Source organism: Stutzerimonas stutzeri (assembly GCF_009789555.1).
Classification (GTDB): Bacteria; Pseudomonadota; Gammaproteobacteria; order Pseudomonadales; family Pseudomonadaceae; genus Stutzerimonas; species Stutzerimonas stutzeri_R.
Window position 1 is genome coordinate 909,054 of record NZ_CP046902.1, and the last position, 22,360, is coordinate 931,413.

Consider the following 22,360-nt stretch of genomic DNA (forward strand, 5'->3'; position numbering starts at 1 on the left):
GCTTGCAGCCATGCCACACACGCAGACGCCGGGTTATGCGCGGCGCAATCATGAATGACGGGCCATAGACGGGGTATTCGTCGCAGGCGTTGTCTATATTCGACCTGGGTGCCGTTTTGCGGCCGACCCGGTTCGACAGCGCGGAAAAAACTGTCAGCGGTTTGCAATGTCATGCATTCCTTGTAGTCCAAAGTGGTTGGTTGCGCCGACTTCGGACTGCCGACGAACTTCGATTGCATTGCTCGCGAGAAATTCAGCCATGGCCGAACTGGATGTGAACGAGATGACCACGCTGTTTGAAGAGCCGGTCCAGCGGCGTCTGCCGTTCGCCTTCGCTCGGCGTCACGGCGTGATTCTCCTGGACCGTCCGGAAGGCCTGCGGCTGTGTGCCCGCGAAGGCGCCCCGCTGACCGCGCTGCAGGAGGCTCAACGCGTCGCCGGTGGCCCGCTGGCGATGCAATGGCTGGCCCAGGACGAATTCGAGCAGGCGCTGAGTGCCGCCTACCAGCACGACTCCTCGGCCGCGATGCTGATGGTCGAAGGGCTGGGCGACGAGATGGACCTGCACAGCCTGGCCGACCAGATCCAGGAGACCGAAGACCTGCTCGAGCAGGAAGACGATGCGCCGATCATTCGCCTGATCAATGCCATTCTTGGCGAGGCGATCAAGGAAAACGCTTCGGATATCCACGTCGAGACTTTCGAGAAACGCCTGGTGATCCGCTTCCGGATCGACGGCATCCTGCGTGAAGTGGTTCAGCCCAAGCGCGAGCTGGCGGCGTTGCTGGTGTCACGCATCAAGGTCATGGCGCGGCTGGACATTGCCGAAAAACGCATCCCTCAGGACGGCCGGATTTCCCTGCGGGTCGGCGGCCGGGAGGTCGATATCCGCGTCTCCACCTTGCCCTCGGCCAATGGCGAACGGGTGGTGCTGCGTCTGCTCGACAAGCAGGCTGGCCGCCTGACATTGCGACATCTCGGCATGAGCGATCACGATCGCCAGGTGATGGAACAGGCGGTGCAGAAGCCTCACGGCATCATCCTGGTCACCGGCCCGACCGGCTCGGGCAAGACCACCACGCTGTATGCCAGCCTGGTCACGCTCAACGACCGCTCGCGCAACATCCTCACCGTCGAGGACCCGATCGAATATAACCTCGAAGGCATCGGCCAGACCCAGGTCAACACCAAGGTCGACATGACCTTCGCCCGGGGGCTGCGCGCGATCCTGCGCCAGGATCCGGACGTGGTGATGGTCGGCGAAATCCGCGACCAGGAAACCGCCGACATGGCGGTGCAGGCCTCGCTCACCGGCCACCTGGTGCTGTCCACGCTGCACACCAACAGCGCCATCGGTGCGGTCACGCGTCTGGTGGACATGGGTGTCGAACCCTTCCTGATTTCATCCTCGCTGCTCGGCGTGCTGGCCCAGCGCCTCGTCCGGGTGCTGTGTAATGACTGCAAACGCGCCTATGTCGCCGACGAGGCCGAGTGCGCGTTGTTCGGGCTCGCCCCGAGCGAGGCGCCGACGCTGTATCACGCCGAGGGGTGCGATCTGTGCCGCCAGTTGGGCTATCGAGGGCGAACCGGTATCTACGAGCTGGTGATGTTCGACGACACCCTGCGCAGCATGATCCATACCCGCGCGCCGGAGCAGGAGATGCTCCGCCACGCGCGCCGGCTGGGCCCGAGCATCCGCGACGATGGCCTGCGCAAGGTGCGTGAAGGCGTGACCACCATCGAAGAAGTATTGCGCGTGACCCGCGAGGAATAGTTGATGAGTTGTACCGCTACATGGGCCCCGCAGGCACTGCGCAGGATCGAGCGCGGCGTCCGTCATCGGGCTGCGGAGCGGGGGAGGCCCGCACGCCCGGTTGAACGCCGTGGCGGTGGAGAATCGCGCTGATGGCGGCATTCGAATATATCGCCCTCGACCCGCGTGGGCGTGAGCAGAAAGGGTTGATCGAGGCCGATAGCGCGCGGCAGGCGCGTCAGTTGCTGCGCGAAAAGCAATGGTCGCCGCTGGAGGTGAAACAGGCCAAGGCCCGGGAAGACACCACTGGCGGCGGCTTCGCCTTTGGTCGCGGGTTGTCGGCGCGCGACCTGGCGCTGGTGACCCGTCAGCTCGCCACGCTGGTCCAGGCCGCGCTGCCCATCGAGGAAGCCTTGCGCGCCGCGGCGGCGCAATCGACCTCGCAAAAGATCAAGTCGATGCTGCTGGCCGTCCGCGCCCGGGTGATGGAGGGCCACAGCCTGGCGGGGTCGCTGCGCGAATACCCCTCCGCCTTTCCGGAGCTTTATCGAGCGACGGTGGCGGCAGGCGAGCATGCCGGGCACCTTGGACTGGTCCTCGACCAGTTGGCTGACTACACCGATCAGCGCCAGCAGTCACGGCAGAAGATCCAGTTGGCATTGCTGTACCCGGTGATCCTGTTGGTCGCTTCGCTGGCGATTGTGGTGTTGTTGCTGGGCTACGTGGTGCCGGATGTGGTGAAGGTCTTCGTCAACACCGGCCAGTCGCTGCCGGCGTTGACCACCGGGCTGATTGCCGTGAGCGAGGCGGTGCAGCGCTGGGGCTGGCTGATGTTCGTGGGCATCGTCGTGGCTGGCTTCGGCATGCGCCAGGCGCTGCGCGACGAAAACATCAAGCGTCGCTGGCACGCGCTGATCCTGCGTATCCCGCTGGTAGGGCGTCTGGCGCGCGCGACCAATACGGCGCGTTTCGCCTCGACCCTGGCGATCCTCACCCGCAGCGGTGTGCCGCTGGTGGATGCGCTCGGCATTGCCGCGGCGGTGATCGCCAACCTGCGCATTCGCGACAAAGTCATCGAGGCGGCGCAGCGGGTACGCGAGGGCGGCAGCCTGACCCGTGCCCTGGACGCCACCGGCGAGTTCCCGCCGATGATGCTGCACATGATCGCCAGCGGCGAGAAATCCGGCGAGCTGGACCAGATGCTCGCCCGGACCGCGCGTAACCAGGAAAACGACCTGGCCGCGCAGGTCTCGTTGCTGGTCGGTCTTTTCGAGCCCTTCATGCTGGTGTTCATGGGGGCCGTGGTATTGGTGATCGTCCTGGCGATCCTGCTGCCGATTCTTTCTCTCAATCAACTGGTGGGCTAGTGAGCATGACGTTGAACGAACGCACACAGAGGGGCTTCACCCTCATCGAAATCATGGTCGTGGTGGTCATCCTCGGCATCCTCGCCGCGCTGGTGGTGCCGCAGGTGATGAACCGTCCGGATCAGGCCAAGGTGACCGTGGCCAAGGGTGACATCAAGGCCATCAGCGCCGCCCTGGACATGTACAAACTGGATAACTACGCCTACCCCAGCACCCAACAGGGCCTGGACGCGCTGGTGGAAAAGCCCGGTGGCAACCCGCAGCCGAAGAACTGGAACCGCGACGGTTACCTCAAGCGCGTGCCCAAGGACCCATGGGGCAATGAATACCAATACCTGTCGCCAGGAACCCAGGGCCCGTTCGATCTGTACTCCTACGGTGCCGATGGCAAGCAGGGCGGCTCCGAGCTGAACGCGGATATCGGCAACTGGGACCTCTGATCGATGCATCGGGCGCGTCGGGACGGCGGCTTCACGCTGATCGAGCTGTTGGTCGTGATCGTTATTCTCGGCAGCCTGGTGGGGCTGGCGATGCTGTCGATGGGCAGTTCCAGTTCGTCCCGTGAAGTGCGAGACGAGGCGCAGCGACTGGCGACGCTGATTGGCCTGATGGCCGACGAAGCGGTGCTCGACAGCCGAGAGTACGGCCTGCTGATCAGCCGTGACGGTTATCGCGTGATGCACTACGACGAGACTGACGCGCGCTGGCGCGATGCCGGAGACGGCGAGGCGCACCAGGCGCCGGAGTGGATACGGCTGGAGCTGGAGCTCGATGGCGCGCCGCTGAAGCTGATCGCGCCGGTCAAGCGCGAGGATGATCCTATCGGACTGTCCGATGAGCGTGACCGCGAGCGTCGTCGTGCGCCCCGCGTGCAGCCACAGCTGCTGATCCTTTCGAGCGGCGAGCTTTCGCCGTTCACGCTGACCTTTTCCGATCAACGCCCAGGCGGCACCCGCTGGGTCGTGTCCAGCGATGGCTTTCGCATGCCGCGCGCCGAACCGCAGGATGCGCGCCGATGAGCGGCGAGCCGTCCCGTTCGCCTGGTTTCACCCTGCTGGAAGTGCTGGTGGCATTGGCGATCTTCGCCATCGTGGCCGCGGTGGTGCTGACCGCCGCCGGGCGCAGCGTGAACAACGCCGGGCGGCTGGAGGCGCTGACGCTGGCCGGCTGGATCGCCGACAACCGACTCACCGAGTTGCAACTCCAACAGCCCGCGCCCAGCGTCGGTCGAGAAGATCAGGACGTGGAGTTCGGCGGTCGCCGGTGGCAAACGCTCAGTGAGGTTCAGACCAGTGGCACGCCCGGCCTGCTGCGTATCCGCGTCTGGGTCGCGGCTGCCGAAGGGCGTGGCGGCAACCGCGGCTCGATCGACCAGCGCGCGGTGACCAGCCTGACCGGCTTCGTCGGGGTCGATCCATGAGCAGCCGGGCCGTGATACCTCGCGCCATGACGGGCTTCACCTTGCTGGAACTGCTGATCGCCATCGCCCTGTTCGCCCTGTTGGGGCTGGCGACCTACCGCATGCTCGAAGCTGTGTTGCGCAGCGATGAAGTGGTGCGCGCGCAGGAAGTCCAGTTGCGCGAGTTGGGACGAGCCGTATGGCGTCTCGAACAGGATCTGCTACAGGCCGTGCCGCGACCGGTGCGCGACGGCTACGGTGATGAGCAGAACGCCTTCATCGGCCAGCTGTCGAGCATGGAAGGCGGCGCCGCTCTGGAACTGACCCGCAGCGGCTGGCGCAATCCCACCGGGCTGCGTCGGGCGAACCTGCAGCGGGTCCGTTGGCACCTGGCCGGTGACAGCCTGGAGCGGCACTACTGGGTGGTGCTCGATCGGGACGTCGACAGTGAGCCGAGGGTACAACGGGTGCTCGACGAGGTCTCGGAATGGCGCTTGCGCTACCTCGATGCGCAGAACAGCTGGCATGAGGAGTGGCCGCCGTTCGACTTCGGCCGGGGTGACCCGGAAGACCAGGCGCGGCGTCTGCCGGTTGCGGTCGAGGTGTCGTTCGACCATCGGCGCTACGGCACCATCACCCGGCTGCTGCGCCTGCCCGACGGGCCGACGCCGGCGCCGCAGTTCGTCCAGCCGGATTCCCAGGGCGTGCCCGAGCCGGTGACCGAGGACGAATTGCAATGAAGGCCGAGCGTGGCGTCGCCCTGATCACCGTGCTGCTGGTGGTCGCCATCGTCACCGTGGTCTGCGCCGGCATGATCGCCCGCCAGCAACTGTCGATCCGCGGCACGGCCAACCAGGCACAGGCCCGCCAGGCCTGGCACTACGCCCTGGGCGGCGAAGCCCTGGCCCAGTCGATACTGCGCCGCGATCTGCGGGCGTCGGGCAACGGCACCGGACAACCCCCGGTCGATCATCTGCTCGAGCCCTGGGCGTTACCGCAGCCCGCGTACGATCTGGATGAAGGGCAGGGGCAGGTTCAGGTCCGTATCGAGGATCTGTCCGGGCGGTTCAACCTTAACAGCCTGGTGCAGCAGCAACAGCCCAACGCGGCGGCGCTGGCACAATTTCGTCGGCTGCTGCTGCGCCTGCAGATCAGCGAACCCTATGCCGAGCGGCTGGTCGACTGGCTGGACAGCGACCAGCAGCCCACTGGCGAGTACGGTGCCGAGGACAATGCCTACCTGCTGCTCGACCCGCCTTATCGCACCGCCGGACGGCGCCTCGAGGACCTTTCGGAGCTACGCTTGCTGCTCGACATGCGCGACGAAGATTTCCAGCGCCTGGCGCCGCATGTCGCCACGTTGCCGGCCGACACGCCGCTCAACGTCAATACGGCCGGTGCCATGGTGCTGTCGAGTCTGGCCGACAACCTCAGCCTGAGCGCCGCTGAAGCGCTGGTGCAGGCGCGGCGAGCCAGCGGGTTTCGCGATGTGGCGACCTTCATGGCGCAACCGGCGCTCGGCGGTGTCCAACTGGAGGGCACCCGCGTGGCGGTGACGAGTCAATTCTTTCAGGCCACCAGTGAAGTGCGCCTGGGCGATCGCCGACTGGCGTTGGTGAGTCGGCTGCGACGCGAGGACGACGGTGACGTTCGTGTCCTTCAGCGAAACCTGGGGCAGCCGCCACGGCTGCCCCGCCAAACCAACGATGGAGAGCGATAGCGGATGGACTGCCTGTTTCTGCCTGCCGAAAGCGGCGCCCGGCTCGACACCGACACCCCGGTCTATTGGCTGCCGGGTGAGGGCGACGGTCGCTGGGTCCCGCTGGGCCGGTGTGCCGAGCACGCGCCCGCAGCGGTGACGCTGGTGCTGCCGGCCGAGGCCTGCAGCGCGTTTGCAGTCAATCTACCGACGCGCAAGGCGCGCTGGGTCAATCAGGCGCTGGCCTATGCGGTCGAAGAATTGCTCGCCGAGAATGTCGACGATTTGCACCTGACCCATGGCGATGCGCTGGAAGATGGCCGTCGGCGGGTCATCGCCATTCGCAGGCAACTGCTGGCTGACTGGCTCGAGGATCTGCAGGCGCTCGGGCTGACCATCGTCGCCATTCACGTCGACGCCGACCTCCTGCCACGCGAAGGCACGCAGGTGCTGTTCATCGACGGACGCGCACTGTTGGGTGGCGCGCCAGAAGCGCGAGTGGCGTTCGACAGCAGCCAGTGGCCGCATCTGGCCGCGCAATGCCCGGCGCCTCGTCATGGTCATGGCATCCTGAGCGAGGCGCCCGAACCGCTCGATGATTACCAGCATCTGGACGACCCCTATCGCTTCCTCGCATCAGGACGCGCCGCGGCGCTGAATCTGGCGCAGGGCGATTTCGCCGTGCAGGTCGCCGGCAGCGGGTTGGGACGGTGGAAACCGGTAATGCTGGTGCTCGCGCTGGCGCTCGCGGTGCAGTTGATCTTCAACTTCGCCCAGGCCTGGTCGCTGGAACGTCAGGCCGAGCGCTACGCCGAAGCCAGCCGGGCGCTGTACGGCGAGCTGTTCCCGGATGACCGGCGCATCGTCAATCTGCGTGCGCAGTTCGACGAGCACATCGGCCAGCGTGCAGGCAGTTCGGCCGGATTCATGCGCCTGCTCGATGAGGTTGCACTGGCGATGGCCGAGGGCATTCCGGTGTCGATCAGTCAGCTGGACTACAACCAGGCCCGCGGCGACCTCGCCCTTCAGGTTCGCGCCAGCGATTTCGCGGCCCTGGAGCAGCTGCGCCAGCGCCTGGGCGAGACCGGCGCAAGCGTTCAGCTGGGCTCGGCCAGCCGTGACGGCGACGCGGTCAGTGCGCGCGTAGTGATTGGAGGCCAAGGATGAACCTGAGACAACAGATGCACGTGCGCCTGGCCGAATCCCCGCTGTGGTTGCGCTGGCAGCGCTTGCAGCCCCGCGAGCGGTTGTCGCTGAGCCTGCTCGGTGCGTTCCTGCTGGTGGTGCTGTTCTATCTGCTGCTCTGGCAACCGGCACAGCAGCGGGTGCGTGACGCGCAGGCGTACTTCCAGGAGCAGCGCGTGCTTCATGCCTACATGGAGCAGAACACCGACCTGGCACGGCAGATGTCGCGCAGCAATCCAGTCTCGTTGGCTCCCGAGCAGTTGCAGGGGCTGGTCACCCAGAGCGCGCAGCAGAGCGGTCTGACCATCGAGAGTTTCGACATTGGCAACGACGGCAGCGTGCAGGTGACCCTGCCCGGAGCGTCCTATGCCACGCTGTTACGTTGGTTCGACGAACTGCAGGCGGCCGGCGCGACGCTTGCGGAAGTCAGCATCAGCCAGGTCGGGGACGGGTTGGTGGACGCTCGGGTGAGCTTCCGCGCCGGCGGCTAGCGGCGCGTCGGGCAGCGCCACGCCGGCGCAGCCCTGGCCCCATTCAGTGCGGCGACTGGATCTGCGTCGCCAGCGCGCGCAGTGCGGCCTCGGCATCGAGGACCTTGTTCACCACATCGTTGGCTTTTTCGCGGCTGAGCCCGAGACGGTCGAACAGCCCTTGCGGGATTTCGCTGTAGGGCCCGGAGCCGATGCCGCGGTTACGCAGCAGGCGTACCGCCAGACAGACCAGATTGGCATGGCCGGCGTGCTCGCCCTGGTAGTCCGGGTCATGCTGAAAGCGCAACGCTGTCGACAGCTCGTCCGGCATCCCCCAGTAGCGCATCAGCCAGGCCCCGATCTGCTCGCGCGTGATGCCCAGCAAATGCTGCTCGATAGCGCTGTGGCTCAGGTGTGGATTGACTTCCAGGTGCCGACAGATCAACGAGAAGTGCGGCGGAAAGACGTGCGCGAGCACCAGATAGCCGAAGTTGTGTAACAGCCCGGCCAGGTAGCTGATCCCGGCCTCCGGGCGCTGGGCGCGTGGAATGGCCCGATTCAATCCTTCGATCACTGCCGCGGTATAGATCGACTGCTGCCAGTAGGGCGTCGCCTGTTGCGGGTGGTCGCTGGGCAGGCTGAGGGTCTTGCCCAGCGCCAGGCCCAGAGCCAGGTTGATCACCAGGTCGAAGCCGAGCACCCGAACGATGGCATCTTCCACCGAGCGAATCCTGCCCGGCGCGGCGTAGTACGGCGAGGCAGCCCAACTGACCACTTGCGCGGCGAGTGCCGGATCGGTCTCGACTACGCCGGTGATGTCATCCACCGTGGCGTCCGGGTCGACCCGCAACTTGATGATCTTCTGCGCCGTCTGGGCCAACGGCGGAATCTCGATGGTTTCTTCCAGACGCTTCTGGATGCGCCGCGCGGTAAAGCTCTGCACCGCCTGGCTGATCTCCGCGCTGTCGGCTTCGGGGCGGTCGAGGTTAGGCTTGATCTGGCTCAGGGGCGCGGCGAACTGGCCAGCGCTGGCCTTGCTGAGCAGGACCTTGAAGTCATTGCTCGACAGCGCCAGCAGCAGCCCCGGCTGGCCGGATTCGACCAGCAGTTCCGGCTGCTGCAACAGCCGTTCTTCATACAGGCACGGCGAACTGGTCAGAGGGGGCAGGCCGGGCAACACCTTGAGGTCGTGCTTGGCCAGCATGCGCATCAGTCGTTCCGGCTTGACCGCGACCAACTGGCGTCCGGTCAATTCCACCAGCCGCGGCAGATCGAGCAAATGATCACGGGGATAGAGCACCAACAGCGCGCCGATGGCGTCATCAACCAGAACGGCTTGTACACGCCGTGACGGGGTCAGATCCGTGCCGTCCTCGCAGGTGCGATAGGCCAGCCCCAGCTTGTCCAGAAGCTGAACGATCATGGGCGGGAGCGAGGGGTGTTGCGTGGTGTCGACAGCCGAATTCATGAGCAAGTGATCCGTCTTATTCCCATGCGGCGCAGTATAGCCTCAGCTTTAGTGCGGTTTGGATTTACCGACGAGCGTCAAACCTGGCCGTACTGCTGGCCGTGCCGCAGCCAGCGTTCGAGCAACGGGCTGACGTGCTGCGGCCAGCATGCCAGTAATGCCTGCGCGGCGTCACGCACCGATGGCAATAGGTCGGCATCACGCATCAGGTCAGCCACTTTGAATTGCAGCAGGCCGGTCTGGCGGGTGCCGAGCATTTCGCCGGGGCCGCGCAGTTCCAGGTCCTTTTCGGCAATGATGAAGCCATCGCAGGTTTCACGCATGATCCCCAGGCGTTCGCGTCCGATCTGCGACAGAGGCGGGTGATAGAGCAACACGCAGTGACTGGCGGCGCTGCCGCGTCCGACCCGCCCGCGCAGCTGATGCAACTGGGCCAGCCCGAGGCGTTCGGGATTTTCGATGATCATCAGGCTGGCGTTGGGCACGTCGACGCCCACTTCGATCACCGTCGTGGCCACCAGCAGTTGCAGTCGCCCTTGCTTGAAATCGGCCATCACCGCGGCCTTCTCGGCGGGTTTCATGCGGCCATGGATCAGCCCGACGTTGAGGCCCCCCAGCGCGGCGCAGAGGTCTTCGAAGGTGGTTTCGGCGGCCTGGCAGGTGAGTTCTTCGGATTCTTCGATCAGCGTGCAGACCCAATAGGCCTGGCGCCCCTCGTTACAGGCCGACCGCACACGCTCGATGACTTCCAGGCGACGGCTGTCGGCCACCAGCACGGTGTTGACCGGCGTGCGGCCGGGTGGTAACTCGTCGAGGATCGAGGTGTCCAGGTCGGCGTAGGCGCTCATCGCCAAGGTCCGAGGGATCGGCGTGGCGGTCATGATCAACTGGTGCGGGCAGAGACGCCCTTCGACGCCCTTGCGCCTCAAGGCCAGGCGCTGCTGGACGCCGAAGCGGTGCTGCTCATCGATGATCACCAGTGCCAGGCGTTTGAAACGCACCTCATCCTGGAACAGCGCATGGGTGCCGACCACCATCGGGCAGCCATCGGCGATGCGCTCCAGCGCGGCGCTACGCGCCTTGCCCTTGAGTTTGCCGGCGAGCCAGGCGACGTCGATACCGAGCGGCTCCAGCCATTTGCAGAAGGTGATGAAATGCTGCTCGGCGAGAATCTCGGTCGGCGCCATCAGCGCCACCTGATAGCCCGCTTCCAGGGCCTGCAACGCGGCGAGCGCGGCGACGACTGTCTTGCCGGCACCAACATCGCCTTGTATCAGGCGCAGCATCGGCTCGTCCTGCGACAGGTCGTAGGCAATCTCGGCGCCCACCCGCTGCTGCGCGCCAGTGGGCCGGAAGCCGAGATTGTGCAGATAACGTTGCGGCAGGTTGCGGGCCATCGGCAGCGGCGGGGCGTGTTGCGCGCGAACGCTCTCGCGCAGCCGTTGCAGCGACAGTTGATGGGTCAGCAGTTCCTCGAATGCCAGCCGGTGCTGGGCCCAGTGGCGGCCCTCGGCGAGTTCTTCGAGATCGGCGTCCGGTGGCGGCCGGTGCAGGTAGCGGATGGCCTCGTCCAGCGGCGCGAGCCGGTAATCGCGCGCCAGTTCGGCAGGCAACCAGTCGGGCAGGCTGTGGGGGCCGAGGCGGGCCAGCGCCTGTTGGGTGAGTTGTCGCAGGCGCTGCTGGGTCAGGCCCTCGGTGGTGGGGTAGATCGGTGTCAGCGTCTGCTCGACGGCGACCGCTTCGCTGTCGCTGAGGGCGCGGTACTCGGGGTGATAGATTTCCAGCCCCGAGGCACCGGGTCGGGCTTCGCCGTAGCAGCGCAACTGGGTGCCGCGCTTGAGGCCTTCCTTCTGCGCCTGGCTGAAATGATAGAAGCGCAGGCTGAGACTGCCGCTGCCGTCATGCAGGCGCACCAGCAGGCTGCGCCGTCGCCCCATGACCACATCGGCGCCGGTGACCGTGCCTTCGACCACCGCATCCTGACCCGGCCGCAGCGCGCCGATCGGGACGATGCGGGTGCGGTCCTGGTAGCGCAGCGGCAGGTGGAACAGCAGGTCCTGCAGGGTCTCCAGCCCGACCTTGGCGAGCTTTTCGGCCAGCGCCGCGCCGACGCCCTTGAGTGCGGTGACCGGGACGGCCGCAAGCTCGCTCATGGGCTCAGGCGTTCGCAGCCGGCGGTTTGGCGACCGAGCACAGACGGATCGAGTCGGCCAGCACCTCGATGGCCTTCGGCCGTGGGAAGCTGGCGCGCCAGGCGATCGCCACGGTACGGAACGGCACTGGCGGGGTCAGCGGGCGAATGTCCAGCACACCTGCGGAGTAGTGGTGGCTGTCCACCGCCGACAGCGGCAGGATCGATACACCCAGACCGGAGGCCACCATATGGCGGATGGTCTCCAGCGATGACGACTCGACCGTGGTATGGGTCGGGGCTTCGCCCTTGCGGGTGGTCGGGCAGGCTTCGAGCACCTGATCGCGGAAACAATGCCCTTCGCCGAGCAGCAGCAGGCTCTTGTCGTTGAGCATCTCAGCGTCGATGGTTTCTTTTTTCGCCCACGGATGATTGGCCGGCATCAGCACGTAGAACGGTTCGTCGTACAGCGGCAGCGTCAGTACGTCTGCCTCCTGGAAAGGCAGCGCGATGATGATCGCGTCCAGTTCGCCCGTGCGCAGCTTGTCACGCAGCACATGGGTGAAGTTCTCCTCGATGTACAGCGGCATATCCGGTGCCACGCGGTGCAGTTGCGGAATCAGGTGCGGGAACATGTAAGGGCCGACGGTATAGATGGCGCCGACCTTGAGGGGCGCGGCCAACTGATTCTTGCCGGCCTGGGCGAGCTCGCGAATGCTTTGCGCCTGCTCGAGCACCTTTTGCGCCTGGGTGACGATCCCCTCGCCGACCGGCGTCAGCCGAACCGCGCTCTTGGTCCGCTCGAAGATCAGTACGCCGAGCTCGTCCTCGAGTTTCTTCACCCCCACCGAGAGGGTCGGCTGGCTGACATGGCAACGCTCGGCGGCGCGGCCGAAATGCTGTTCCTGGGCGAGCGTGACGATGTAGCGCAGTTCGGTCAGTGTCATAGTGAGTTTCCATCAGGGTGCCGGGTAGCATAGCCTTTGCTCGACTTCGAACCAACCATGCTCGCCCCGTTCATCCTTGGCTGATCAGCGGCAAATTTCATTTGGCAGCGGTACACTCCTGCGAGGCGGGCCGATCGAGTGGCCCGCAACGGTTACGGAGCAACCGCCATGGCTATTCGTCCTTCTGTAATGATCGCCGGTTGCGGCGATGTCGGCATCCGTCTCGGGTTGCAATTGAGCCGGGCGGGGTGGACGGTTTATGGCCTGCGGCGCCAGGCGGCGGGCCTGCCAGTGCCCATCCTGCCGGTCAAGGGCGATCTGTTGTCGAGCGAGGTGCCGCGCAGCTGGCCCAACGGTTCGCTGGACTATCTGGTGTACGCCGCTTCGGCCAGCCAGCATGACGAAGCCGGCTACCGGGAGGCTTATGTCGACGGGTTGCGCAATGCGCTTGGCTGGTTGCAGCAGCGCGGCCAACGACCCAAACGGCTGTTCTTTCTTTCCAGCACGGGGGTCTATGCGCAGAACGATGGCCAATGGATCGACGAGACGTCACCCACCGAGCCTACCGGTTACACCGGCCAGCTGATGCTGGAGGCCGAGCGGCTGGCACTCGACAGCGGCATCCCAGCCACGCGGGTGCGCATGGCCGGGCTCTACGATCCCGCGCGTCCCTGGATGCAGAATCAGGTGCGTGCCGGTCTGCGGGTCGAGCGAGACCCGCCGCAATACAGCAACCGCGTGCATCGTGACGACGCCGCCGCGCTGCTGGCCTGCCTGCTGCAGACCGATCTGAACGGGGGCAACCTGGACGATTGCTACCTCGGCGTGGACGATGACCCGGCCCCCCTGCACGAAGTGATCGATTGGCTGCGTGAGCGACTCGGGGTGACACACTGGGCCGACCAGCCGATGACGCGTCGCGCTGGCAGCAAGCGTTGCAGCAACGCCCGCGCTCGCGCGCTGGGCTGGACGCCGCAGTATCCGAGCTATCGCAACGGCTACGCCTCCATCCGTCCCGGCAAGAACTGATCTGCGCAACGGTGCAGCCGCTCGACACAGCGGCGGCCTGCGCCCATGCCGACGGCCCCTCGAAACAGTCCATCGACCCCGCCTTCGGGGCGTTGCCGAACCCGCGGCACGACAGCCCGTCGGTGATTCGGCTGTCACGGCGACCTTTCAGGCAACTCTGCCGCAGCCGCGCTTACTAAAAATCTGATAGCACGCACGCCGTACCCTGCCGGATGGCAGCAGTCGGATCAGGAGCAACTGCCGCCCAGCGGCGATCAATCAGGAAGAACCACCACGGCGGCGTTTCCGAACACCGAACCAGGAGATTTTTCCATGAGAGCCCTTCGCTGGCACGGCAAGCACGATATTCGCTGCGACAATCACGTACCCGACCCCTCCATCGAGGACCCGCGCGACGCCATCATCAAGGTCAGTTCCTGTGCCATCTGCGGCTCCGACCTGCACTTGTATGACGGTTTCATGCCCGGCATGCAGCACGGCGACATCATGGGCCATGAATTCATGGGCGAGGTGATGGAGGTCGGCTCGGCCAACAAGAAGCTGAAAGTCGGCGACCGCGTGGTGGTGCCGTTCACCATTGTCTGCGGCGAGTGCGACCAGTGCCGGCGCGGCAATTTCTCCGTGTGCGAGCGCAGCAACCGCAACAAGGACATCGCCGACAAGGTGTTCGGCCACACCACCGCCGGGCTCTACGGCTACACCCACCTCACGGGCGGTTACCCGGGTGGTCAGGCCGAATACGTCCGCGTGCCCTACGCCGACGTAGGCCCGGTGGTGATTCCCGACGGCCTGACCGACGAGCAGGTGCTGTTTCTCGGCGACATCCTGCCGACGGGCTGGCAGGCCGCGGCGCAGTGCGACATCCAGCCCACCGACACTGTCGCGGTCTGGGGGGCGGGCCCCGTCGGCCAGTTCGCCGTCCGCAGCGCGATCATGATGGGCGCCGCGCAGGTGATCTGTATCGACAACGTGCCCGAGCGCTTGTCCATGGCGCGCGCTGGCGGTGCGATCACCATTAATTTCGACGAGGAAAGCGTGCTTGAGCGGCTCAAGGAGCTGACGCGCGGCAAGGGGCCGGAGAAGTGCATCGACTCGGTCGGGATGGAGGCCCACGCGGCGCGCTCCATCGACTCCATGTACGACCGCGCCAAGCAGGCACTGATGCTGGAAACCGATCGCCCGCACGTGCTGCGCGAGATGATCTACGTCTGCCGGCCGGCGGGCATCATCTCGATTCCGGGGGTCTATGGCGGGCTGATCGACAAGATCCCGTTCGGCGCGGCCATGAACAAGGGCCTGACCTTCCGCATGGGCCAGACCCACGTCAACCGCTGGACCGACGACCTGCTCAAGCGCATCCAGGAAGGCCAGATCGATCCGTCCTTCGTCATCACCCACAGCGTCAGCCTCGAGCAGGGCCCGGAGATGTACAAGACCTTCCGCGACAAGCACGACGGCTGCATCAAAGTCGTTCTCAAACCCTGAGGCAGACCCTGTGAAAATGACCGCGTCGGTAAGGCCGCTTTGCCGTCGGCGTTCTCACAGGGGCCTGCCAGTGCCGTTCCGCACGTTTGGAAGTGGCTAACGAGGAGGTTTCCATGAGTGTTCCACATCGAGTTACCCGTCCCAATCATTCGGCCCGCACGCTTGCCCGCAGCCTGGGCTGGTTCAGCATCGGGCTGGGCGTCGTGCAACTGGCGATGCCGGGCAAGCTGGCGCGTTTTCTCGGCGTGCCCGGAAACGAGGGCCTGATTCGCGCCTGCGGTGTGCGTGAGGTGGCGACCGGCATCGGCCTGCTGCTGAGCGACGACCCAAAACCCTGGATCTACGGCCGCATCGGCGGCGATGCGCTGGACCTGGCCGGGCTCGGCATGAGCATCGAAACCGGTACCGAGCAGGTCAATGCAGCAATTGCCGCCAGCGCCGTGGCGGGTATCACAGCGGTTGACCTGGCCTGCGCCAAGGGCCTTTCCAGCGAAAGCAGGCTGGTGACCGAATGGGATTACAGCGATCGCAGCGGCTTCCCCGAGCCTCCTGACGCCATGCGTGGGCGGGTCGAGGCCGAATTCGCCGCGGCGCGCGCCGAGCCCAACGGTTACAGTCCCTCGCCATTGCTGCACTGAGACACACCGCGAGCGCCCGAGCGCCTGCCCTCGGTTTTTTGCCGGGCGCCTCGCGTCCTGTTCGCCACGCCCAATACCCGGCCCGATGCCCGGCCTGCGTTCATGCCAGGCCGCGAACCTCATATCGGCACCCGTTCCCGCCTGGTTTTTTGCTAAGGTTTGCCGCCGGTCATCCGGCCGCTTCACCTTCCCGCGCCGCCAGTTCGCTGTCGGCGAGCCTGCCGATGAGAACTCATGTCCGCCGTCGTCAATGTCGTCCTGCCGGTTTTTGCGCTGATCTTTCTCGGTTATCTATGCCGTCGGACCGGCCGCATGGGGCCGAATGGCGCCTCCGAACTGAACCGTTTCGTGGTCTGGCTGGGGTTGCCCGCGCTGCTGTTCAGCGTGGTGGCCACCTCGACCTGGACGCAACTCTGGCAGCCGGGCTTCATCGCCGCGTTCGCCGCGGGCTGTCTCGGCGTGTTCGGCTTCACGCTGATCTATCGGCTGGCGCAGCAGCAACCTTTGGCCGATGCCAGTCTCGATGCGCTGGGAGCGTCCTACGCCAACACCGGCTATATCGGTATTCCGCTGTGCATGCTGGTGCTCGGTGACGAGGCGCTGCAGCCGGCCATGGTCGCCTCGATCATCGTCGTGTGCGTGCTGTTCGCCATCGCCCTGGCCTGCGTTGAAACCGGATTGCACGCCGGCCAGGGATTCGCCCGTACGCTGGGCAAGGTGAGCGGCGCGTTGCTGCGCAATCCGCTGGTGGTGGCCCCGCTGTTGGGGGGTGTCTGGGCCGCGAGCGGGATGGCGTTGCCGGTGCCGCTGGCAACCCTGTTGAAGTTGCTCGGCGCGGCTGCGGCGCCTTGCGCGCTGGTATCGCTGGGACTGTTTCTGGCCCAGCCTCAACCCGGCGGTAACGTCTCGGGCGTCTGGCCGCTGGTGGCGCTGAAACTGGTGGTACAGCCGCTGATCACCGGGTATCTGGCGTTCCAGGTCTTCGAGCTGCCGACCCTCTGGGCCTATTCGGCGTTGCTGCTGAGCGCGCTGCCTACCGGCACCGGGCCCTACATGCTCGCCGAATTCTACGGGCGCGAGGCCTCACGAGTCTCGCGCGTGGTGCTGTACTCCACGCTGGGCTCGCTGCTCACGTTGTCGGCCTGCCTGGTGCTGCTGCCGCTGTAACCGCCGATCCGGGGAGGCGGCGGTTGGGCCCTCCCTCGGTATCAGCCGGACCCATCGAAAGCGGTCACGCTTGCGGACGGGTCACTTCCAGCACAACCGCCGCGATCCGATCGCATTCGGTATAGGCACCGTCAAGCAGTTCCTCGCCGAACACATCCGGATCGACTTCCCGGTAGCGCCACTGCAACCCGCGCCCCTCCAGGCGTCGGCTGACTTCAGCGAGAAACGGGTCCCGATTGCCGATCATCGCCACGCCGGTATAGAGCAGCAGCGTGCCGCACGGGGCCAGGCGTTGCAGCGCACTGTCGAAGATCGCCAGCGACAGACCCGCGCCCAGCGGACCACCGCCATGGCGGTAGGCGCGTTCGCCAGGGTCGACCAGATAGGGCGGGTTGGCCAGGATCAGATCGAATTCCCCCTCGACATTGGTCAGCAGATCGCTATGGCGAACGGTCAGGTTGTCCGCGCCGGCCAGCGTCGCGTTGATGCGCGCGAGGCGCAACGCTTCGGGGTTGATATCCACCGCCAGCACGTCGGCGTGGGGCCGCGCCAGCGCGGTCAGGATGGCGCCAGCGCCGGAGCCGCAACCGATGTCCACTGCGCGCCCGATGCTGCCCTTGTGGTTGTTGAGGTGCGCCAGGATCGCATTGGCGAATCGGTAGGTGTCCGGGCCGAAAAACACGGCATCCGGCGCATCGGTGGGGTACGCCGAATGCACGAACAGCTGGCCGTCGAGACTCGACAGCCGCACCCGGCTGCGCCAACGCGTGCCGCAGGGTGCCAGGACGCCGGCCTGATCCATCAGGCTGAACAACGCCGGGGGCAGCAGCTCATGCTGGAACGGACGGCTCCAGCCAAACACGCCGGTCAGGTCCTGGGCGAGCTGGTTTTCGATGCGTTGATTGACCCGTTCGTGGGTCAGCGGTGTGGGTGTGATGAAGTGATAGCCGCGATCACGCAGCGCTTGAGCCAAGTGCAGCAATGCGCGGTCCTGGGCGTTTTCCAGCGTCATGAAGGTTCCCTGGCGAGTTCGCCTCAGTTGAACGGAATCAGTTGAACAGTCCGGTGAAAATACGGGTGGCCAGCAGCCCAGCGGCACTGTGGTGGCGCGCCGGCGACAGCAAGGGCAACAGGTGGCGCATGCGAGCGTCGCGGTTTGGCAGTTGAGCCAACTGCTGTTCGAGCAACTGCGCTTCCTGGTCGAAGTCGCTGGCTGCCTGGTCCTGCACAAGGGCGGGCCTGGTGGGCCGCTCGCTCGTTACGCGCCGGCGCCCGCTGAACTGGCCGTGACGCTGGGCCAGCGACGGGTGTGGCTTGCCACGGGTCGGTGCCTGCCCTGCCAGCCAGTCGCCGGCAATCCAGTCGTGGATCAGCTGCTGCTCATGGGCGCTGAAAACCCCGAACATTGGCGCCTGTTCGCCGACGATCATCTGCCAGAAGCGACTGTGCTGCGGGTCCTCGTGGCGTTTGATCCAGCCGCGTCGCTGCAAGGTTTCCAGAAATTCAGGAATCCGCTCCGGCTCGGCCAGCCACTGGTTAACCGTGTAACCATCGAAGCGGCAGTAGTCCGAGTGCACGAACTGCCCGACCCCGGCCTTCTTTTCCAGCACGCGCAGCACCTGCTGTTCGGGATCGAACCCGGCGATCACCGAGAGGGTGCTCGCACCCAGGTCGTTCAGCCGGTAGCCATTGATGACCCGGCGATAGAATTCCTCACTGTCACCGACCTGCGGCCAGGCGGACAACAGCCCCTGGATGGCCTTCTTCGCGTGGCCGTTGTCGGCGTTGTCGACCGTGACGTGCAAGGTGAAATAGTACGGGTCGATGCCCAGCTCGGTCAGTTCGTACGAGCTGATCAGCAAGTGCAGCGGCAACTGCTCATAGCCCAGATTGAAGCCGATCACTTCGGGCAGAAACTGTTCGGCATGCTCGGCCAGTGCGAGCTGGATCGCGCCCTGAACGAAGTGGTCGTCCTCCAGGTTCTGCCAGTCGTCGCAGCCCTGGCTGGCGAGCAGCTTGCGGTAAAGCACGACATGGTTTTTCGCCGGCTGGCCTTCGCCCAACTCTTCCAGGTAGGTCTGGATCAGCGCCGTGAAACGAGCATCGTCCCAACGCTGCAGCAGGCCGTACAGCCAGGCGCCGTCGACCAGCTTGGTAGGCGCGACACCTTGCAGGAAATGCAGTGCATGGGCCTTGCTGCTGAAATAACGGCGCGGCGCACCGGCTCGGCGCTCGTCGAGGTAAGCCTGATAGTGGCCACCGACCTTGGCGGTATGGGCGGTGAGCCATTCACCGAGGCCTGCCGGCTCTGGCGGTAGATCGCAGGGCAACTGCGCCGCGGCTTCCAGCTGAGCATTGAGATACTGCTCCGCGTTGGCGCGAACGCTGTCGCTGGCGGGCGTATCGAGCAGCGCGAAATACAGCGCCTTGGATGGTGCCGCTGCCTCGGTTGCGATGAGGGTGGCGTCTACGGGCAGGCTTCGAGTCAATTGCATAAGTTCACACGGCGGCAGTTGGGAAAGCCCCAGATGGCTTTTTTGGCCGTCGTGGTCGGCGATAAGTTCAGCATTTCTGCCGAATGGCCGGTCGTCCTGCTGGGATGATTGACATGCAACTTCCGCAGGGGACCGTCTTCCTAACTACAGGGCACCGACGAGTGCCCGGCAAATCCACAACCAGCAGACGGAGGTCCCATGAACCCATCCGAGCGTGGCAAGGACAATCAGGAAACGCGCGAGGAGCGCGAGGCTACTCGCAGTGATCCGGCGGGCGGCACCCAGGGCGAAGCCGCCGGCGGTGGTCGCGACGATGTGCCCGGCGGCGCCTATAACGTGCCGCCGGGCATGGCGGACGAGGTCAGCGAGCAAGAAGCCCTCAAGCGGCCCCGACCGCAGAACCCCGAGCGCTAGCGTCATGGCGCGGCCGTCCCGTCAATCGAGGGTCGCGCTCGCTTAAGTTTCGGCGCGCTCCGGTCGCCTGCTGCCTTTAAGCACTCCGCCCGCCGCTGTGGCCGGCAGGGGTTTTCTTCCGCACGTCGCGGTGGAACAAAGGACACCAGAGCCGCCATGCGCCAACACAGCCGTCTTGCCTTTCGCCATATCAGCCGTATCCAGGTGACCAATCGCCTCAGTGGCGATCCCATGGGTTACGTCGGTGACCTGTCCATTGGCGGCCTGCGGCTGGTGGCTAAGCAGCCGCTGGGCATCGGCGGTTGCTACGAGATGCGCCTGCACGTGCCGGATCACGGCGAGCGGCTGCGGGAAATCGATGTGGTGGTGATCTGCCAATGGGTGCGCAAGGACTCGCGTCGCGACTCGTTCGAGATGGGCTTCGCCCTCGACCGGCCCTGCCCGGCGTTCGTCGAGATGGTGGCTCAACTGCTGCCCAGGCGACGCTGAGCTAGCGGTTGACCACCTTCGCCGGCAGGGCGACCACCAGCAGCGAGCCGAGCACCAGGCAGGCGGCGAAGAACAACAAGGCGACGCTGCTCTTGCCGGTGACATCCAGTGCCAAGCCGATCAGCGTATTGCTCACCAGGCCGGCAATATTGGCCAGCGAGCAGGCCAGGGCAAAGCCGGTCGCTGCCGCGGTGCCGGTGAGGAACGTCGCGGGCAGGCTGAAGAACACCGGCACCGCGCCGATGATCGCGGCCTGGGCGATGGAGAACAGCAGCACCGTTGCCAGCACGCTGTCGGTGAACGCGGTACTGGCCGCCATGGCGGCGGCGCCGATCCAGAACGGCAGGATGATGTGCCAGCGGCGTTCCCGATAACGGTCCGAACTGGCGCCGAGCGCGAGCATGCCGAATACCGCCGCAACGCTCGGCAACGCCGTCAGCAGCCCGATATCGGACGCATCGAGGACCCCGGCGTTGCGAATGAAGGTCGGCATCCAGAAGCCCATGGCGTAGGCGCTGAGCAGGATGGCGAAGTCGATGCCGCCGAGCATCCATACCTTGAGATTGAAGAATCCCTCGCGAAAGCGCTCGCCACTGGCCGGGCTCTGCGCTTCGTCCACTGTCAGGTCGCGCAGCACCCGACCCTGCTCGCCGAGGTCCAGCCAATCGGCACGCTGCGGGCCCTCAGGCAGCAGGCGCAGGGCCAGCAGCCCGAGCAGCACACTTGGAATGCCCTCCAGCAGAAACAACCATTGCCAGCCACGCAGCCCCTGAACCTGATCGAAATGATCGAGAATCCAACCCGACAGCGGCGCGCCGATCACGCTGGACAGCGGCAGTCCGATCATGAACAGGGCGATCATCCGCCCGCGGCGGTAGGTCGGGAACCACAGCGTCAGGTAATACAGCACGCCCGGCAGAAAGCCAGCCTCGGCGATGCCCAGCAGCAGGCGCAGCAGATAGAACTGCGACGGCGTGGTGACCAGCAGGGTGCAGGCCGAGAGCACGCCCCAGGTGATCATGATCCGGGCGATCCAGACCCGTGCGCCGATGCGTTTGAGCACCAGATTGCTCGGCACCTCGAACAGGATGTAGCCCACGAAGAACAGGCCCGCGCCAAGACCGAAAGCCGCATCGCTGAGTTGCAACTGGTCAGCCATCTGCAACTTGGCGAAGCCGACGTTGATGCGGTCCAGATAGGCGGCCAGGTAGCACAGGCAGAGGAATGGAATCAGACGCCAGGCGATCTTGCGGTACAGGCGTCGACCCTCGGCGTCCTGGCTCGGCTGGAAGTCGGCGGGCCTGTTGAGCATCGGCTGATCTCCTCGGCAGCGGCTGGGCAGTCAGGGTTTCGACACGGCTGAGGAGGGTATTCGTTCCACCGGACCTGCGCGCACCGACGAGCCGGATGCCGGTACGCAGCGAACTCTGCCTGCCGGGCCCTGTCGCAACTCCTTGCGGCGGCCCTTCGGTTGCCGACCGCCCGTGACCTCAACCCATGCCAGAGGAGACGAACATGACTTCACAGTGGATCGATATTCCCGCGCAGGATGGCAAGACCTTCAAGGGGTACCTGTCCCTTCCGCCCACCGGCGCTGGCCCCGGATTGGTGTTGATCCAGGAGATATTCGGTGTCAACGATCACATCCAGGCCGTGGCCGACCAATACGCGCGCGACGGCTATGTGGTGCTGGCGCCGGACCTGTTCTGGCGCAGCCAGCCGGGCATCCGGCTGGGCTACGGCGAGCAGGACTGGAACCGTGCGTTCGAACTGATGAAGCAGCTCGATTTCGGCCTGGCCATCGATGACCTGCGGCGCACCGTCGAAACGCTGCGCCAGCGTGACGATTGCAGCGGCGAGGTGGCGTCGATCGGCTACTGCATGGGTGGCCTGCTGTCGTATCTGTGTGCCGCCAATGCCGGCGTGGACGCGGCAATCTGCTATTACCCCGGCGGCATCGAAAACCGGCTGGATCAGGCTGCCAGGATCGGTTGCCCGACGCTGTTTCACTTCGCTGAACAGGACCACTACATCACCACCGACGCGGTGGAAGCGTTGCGTCAGGCGATGGCTGGCAAACCGGCGCAGATCGAAACCTATGCCGGTGTCGATCACGGCTTCAATTGCTGGGAACGGCCGATGTACAACCAGACCGCCGCTGCGCTCGCGCACGGTCGTTCGCTGGTCTTCCTGGCGGAGAACCTATAAGGCCGCAGTGGCGGCC

Annotated in this window: 22 protein-coding genes; 16 read left to right on the top strand and 6 right to left on the bottom strand. The window is 65.5% G+C overall.

Translation table 11 applies throughout. The annotated features are described in order from the left end of the window. Positions 1-259 precede the first annotated feature (259 nt). From gspE to GQA94_RS04190, 9 genes are all read left to right on the top strand, one after another. Positions 260-1,774, top strand: a complete 1,515-nt coding sequence (gspE, locus tag GQA94_RS04150; protein WP_158186883.1) for a type II secretion system ATPase GspE — start codon at positions 260-262, stop codon at positions 1,772-1,774. Positions 1,775-1,905: 131 nt separating this feature from the next. Next, on the top strand, positions 1,906-3,120 hold the full coding sequence (gene xcpS, locus GQA94_RS04155; RefSeq protein WP_158186884.1) for a GspF family T2SS innner membrane protein variant XcpS: 1,215 nt from the start codon (positions 1,906-1,908) through the stop codon (positions 3,118-3,120). A gap of 5 nt (positions 3,121-3,125) precedes the next feature. Next, positions 3,126-3,560 carry a type II secretion system major pseudopilin GspG gene (gspG, locus tag GQA94_RS04160; RefSeq protein WP_158186885.1) on the top strand — a complete coding sequence of 145 codons (435 nt, stop codon included), beginning with the start codon at positions 3,126-3,128 and terminating at the stop codon, positions 3,558-3,560. Between the two features lie 3 nt (positions 3,561-3,563). Then, a complete protein-coding gene (gene gspH, locus GQA94_RS04165; RefSeq protein WP_158186886.1) occupies positions 3,564-4,139 on the top strand; it encodes a type II secretion system minor pseudopilin GspH in 576 nt (191 codons plus the stop codon). Then, a complete protein-coding gene (gene gspI / locus GQA94_RS04170) occupies positions 4,136-4,540 on the top strand; it encodes a type II secretion system minor pseudopilin GspI (protein WP_158186887.1) in 405 nt (134 codons plus the stop codon). Before gspH ends, gspI begins: the two co-directional genes overlap by 4 nt. Continuing rightward, complete coding sequence (gspJ, locus tag GQA94_RS04175; RefSeq protein WP_158186888.1) at positions 4,537-5,259, top strand: type II secretion system minor pseudopilin GspJ; 723 nt, start codon at positions 4,537-4,539, stop codon at positions 5,257-5,259. The genes gspI and gspJ overlap by 4 nt, the downstream gene beginning before the upstream one ends. Beyond that, positions 5,256-6,239 carry a type II secretion system minor pseudopilin GspK gene (gspK, locus tag GQA94_RS04180; protein ID WP_158186889.1) on the top strand — a complete coding sequence of 328 codons (984 nt, stop codon included), beginning with the start codon at positions 5,256-5,258 and terminating at the stop codon, positions 6,237-6,239. The genes gspJ and gspK overlap by 4 nt, the downstream gene beginning before the upstream one ends. Before the next feature lie 3 nt (positions 6,240-6,242). Beyond that, on the top strand, positions 6,243-7,385 hold the full coding sequence (gene gspL, locus GQA94_RS04185) for a type II secretion system protein GspL (RefSeq protein WP_158186890.1): 1,143 nt from the start codon (positions 6,243-6,245) through the stop codon (positions 7,383-7,385). Then, positions 7,382-7,894 carry a type II secretion system protein M gene (locus GQA94_RS04190; RefSeq protein ID WP_158186891.1) on the top strand — a complete coding sequence of 171 codons (513 nt, stop codon included), beginning with the start codon at positions 7,382-7,384 and terminating at the stop codon, positions 7,892-7,894. The genes gspL and GQA94_RS04190 overlap by 4 nt, the downstream gene beginning before the upstream one ends. Before the next feature lie 43 nt (positions 7,895-7,937). Here the strand turns inward: GQA94_RS04190 and GQA94_RS04195 are convergent, their stop codons facing one another. The 3 genes from GQA94_RS04195 to GQA94_RS04205 all read right to left on the bottom strand — a co-directional run bounded on the left by GQA94_RS04195 (position 7,938) and on the right by GQA94_RS04205 (position 12,419). Continuing rightward, positions 7,938-9,341 (bottom strand): aminoacyl-tRNA deacylase and HDOD domain-containing protein, encoded by a 1,404-nt coding sequence (locus GQA94_RS04195; RefSeq protein ID WP_158186892.1) that lies wholly within the window; start codon positions 9,339-9,341, stop codon positions 7,938-7,940. Positions 9,342-9,418: 77 nt separating this feature from the next. Beyond that, positions 9,419-11,494 (bottom strand): ATP-dependent DNA helicase RecG, encoded by a 2,076-nt coding sequence (gene recG / locus GQA94_RS04200; RefSeq protein WP_158186893.1) that lies wholly within the window; start codon positions 11,492-11,494, stop codon positions 9,419-9,421. Between the two features lie 4 nt (positions 11,495-11,498). Further along, positions 11,499-12,419: a hydrogen peroxide-inducible genes activator gene (locus GQA94_RS04205; protein ID WP_158186894.1), complete on the bottom strand. Its 921-nt coding sequence runs from the start codon at positions 12,417-12,419 to the stop codon at positions 11,499-11,501. Between the two features lie 168 nt (positions 12,420-12,587). Between GQA94_RS04205 and GQA94_RS04210 the strand changes: the two genes are divergently transcribed. From GQA94_RS04210 to GQA94_RS04225, 4 genes are all read left to right on the top strand, one after another. Continuing rightward, the gene (locus GQA94_RS04210; protein ID WP_158186895.1) at positions 12,588-13,448 is read left to right on the top strand and encodes an NAD-dependent epimerase/dehydratase family protein; all 861 of its coding nucleotides are present in this window, start codon (positions 12,588-12,590) and stop codon (positions 13,446-13,448) included. 312 nt (positions 13,449-13,760) lie between these two features. Next, positions 13,761-14,933, top strand: a complete 1,173-nt coding sequence (locus GQA94_RS04215; RefSeq protein WP_158186896.1) for a zinc-dependent alcohol dehydrogenase — start codon at positions 13,761-13,763, stop codon at positions 14,931-14,933. A gap of 113 nt (positions 14,934-15,046) precedes the next feature. Further along, positions 15,047-15,571 carry a transcriptional regulator gene (locus GQA94_RS04220; protein ID WP_158186897.1) on the top strand — a complete coding sequence of 175 codons (525 nt, stop codon included), beginning with the start codon at positions 15,047-15,049 and terminating at the stop codon, positions 15,569-15,571. Positions 15,572-15,805: 234 nt separating this feature from the next. Then, positions 15,806-16,738 (top strand): AEC family transporter, encoded by a 933-nt coding sequence (locus GQA94_RS04225; RefSeq protein WP_158186898.1) that lies wholly within the window; start codon positions 15,806-15,808, stop codon positions 16,736-16,738. Positions 16,739-16,802: 64 nt separating this feature from the next. On the opposite strand, the gene GQA94_RS04230 is transcribed toward GQA94_RS04225, so the two are convergent. Together GQA94_RS04230 and GQA94_RS04235 are read right to left on the bottom strand one after the other, a co-directional pair. Further along, complete coding sequence (locus tag GQA94_RS04230) at positions 16,803-17,750, bottom strand: methyltransferase (protein WP_158186899.1); 948 nt, start codon at positions 17,748-17,750, stop codon at positions 16,803-16,805. 37 nt (positions 17,751-17,787) lie between these two features. Beyond that, positions 17,788-19,233 carry an iron-containing redox enzyme family protein gene (locus GQA94_RS04235; RefSeq protein ID WP_158186900.1) on the bottom strand — a complete coding sequence of 482 codons (1,446 nt, stop codon included), beginning with the start codon at positions 19,231-19,233 and terminating at the stop codon, positions 17,788-17,790. A 198-nt stretch (positions 19,234-19,431) separates the two neighbouring features. Here GQA94_RS04235 and GQA94_RS04240 point away from each other — a divergent pair, with 198 nt between their 5' ends. Further along, positions 19,432-19,647, top strand: coding sequence for a hypothetical protein (locus GQA94_RS04240; RefSeq protein WP_158186901.1), 216 nt, complete (start codon positions 19,432-19,434; stop codon positions 19,645-19,647). Positions 19,648-19,803: 156 nt separating this feature from the next. After that, complete coding sequence (locus GQA94_RS04245; RefSeq protein ID WP_158186902.1) at positions 19,804-20,136, top strand: PilZ domain-containing protein; 333 nt, start codon at positions 19,804-19,806, stop codon at positions 20,134-20,136. Position 20,137: 1 nt separating this feature from the next. Here the strand turns inward: GQA94_RS04245 and GQA94_RS04250 are convergent, their stop codons facing one another. Beyond that, positions 20,138-21,448 carry an MFS transporter gene (locus GQA94_RS04250; protein WP_158186903.1) on the bottom strand — a complete coding sequence of 437 codons (1,311 nt, stop codon included), beginning with the start codon at positions 21,446-21,448 and terminating at the stop codon, positions 20,138-20,140. A gap of 203 nt (positions 21,449-21,651) precedes the next feature. Between GQA94_RS04250 and GQA94_RS04255 the strand changes: the two genes are divergently transcribed. Next, positions 21,652-22,344 (top strand): dienelactone hydrolase family protein, encoded by a 693-nt coding sequence (locus tag GQA94_RS04255; RefSeq protein WP_158186904.1) that lies wholly within the window; start codon positions 21,652-21,654, stop codon positions 22,342-22,344. Positions 22,345-22,360 lie beyond the last annotated feature (16 nt).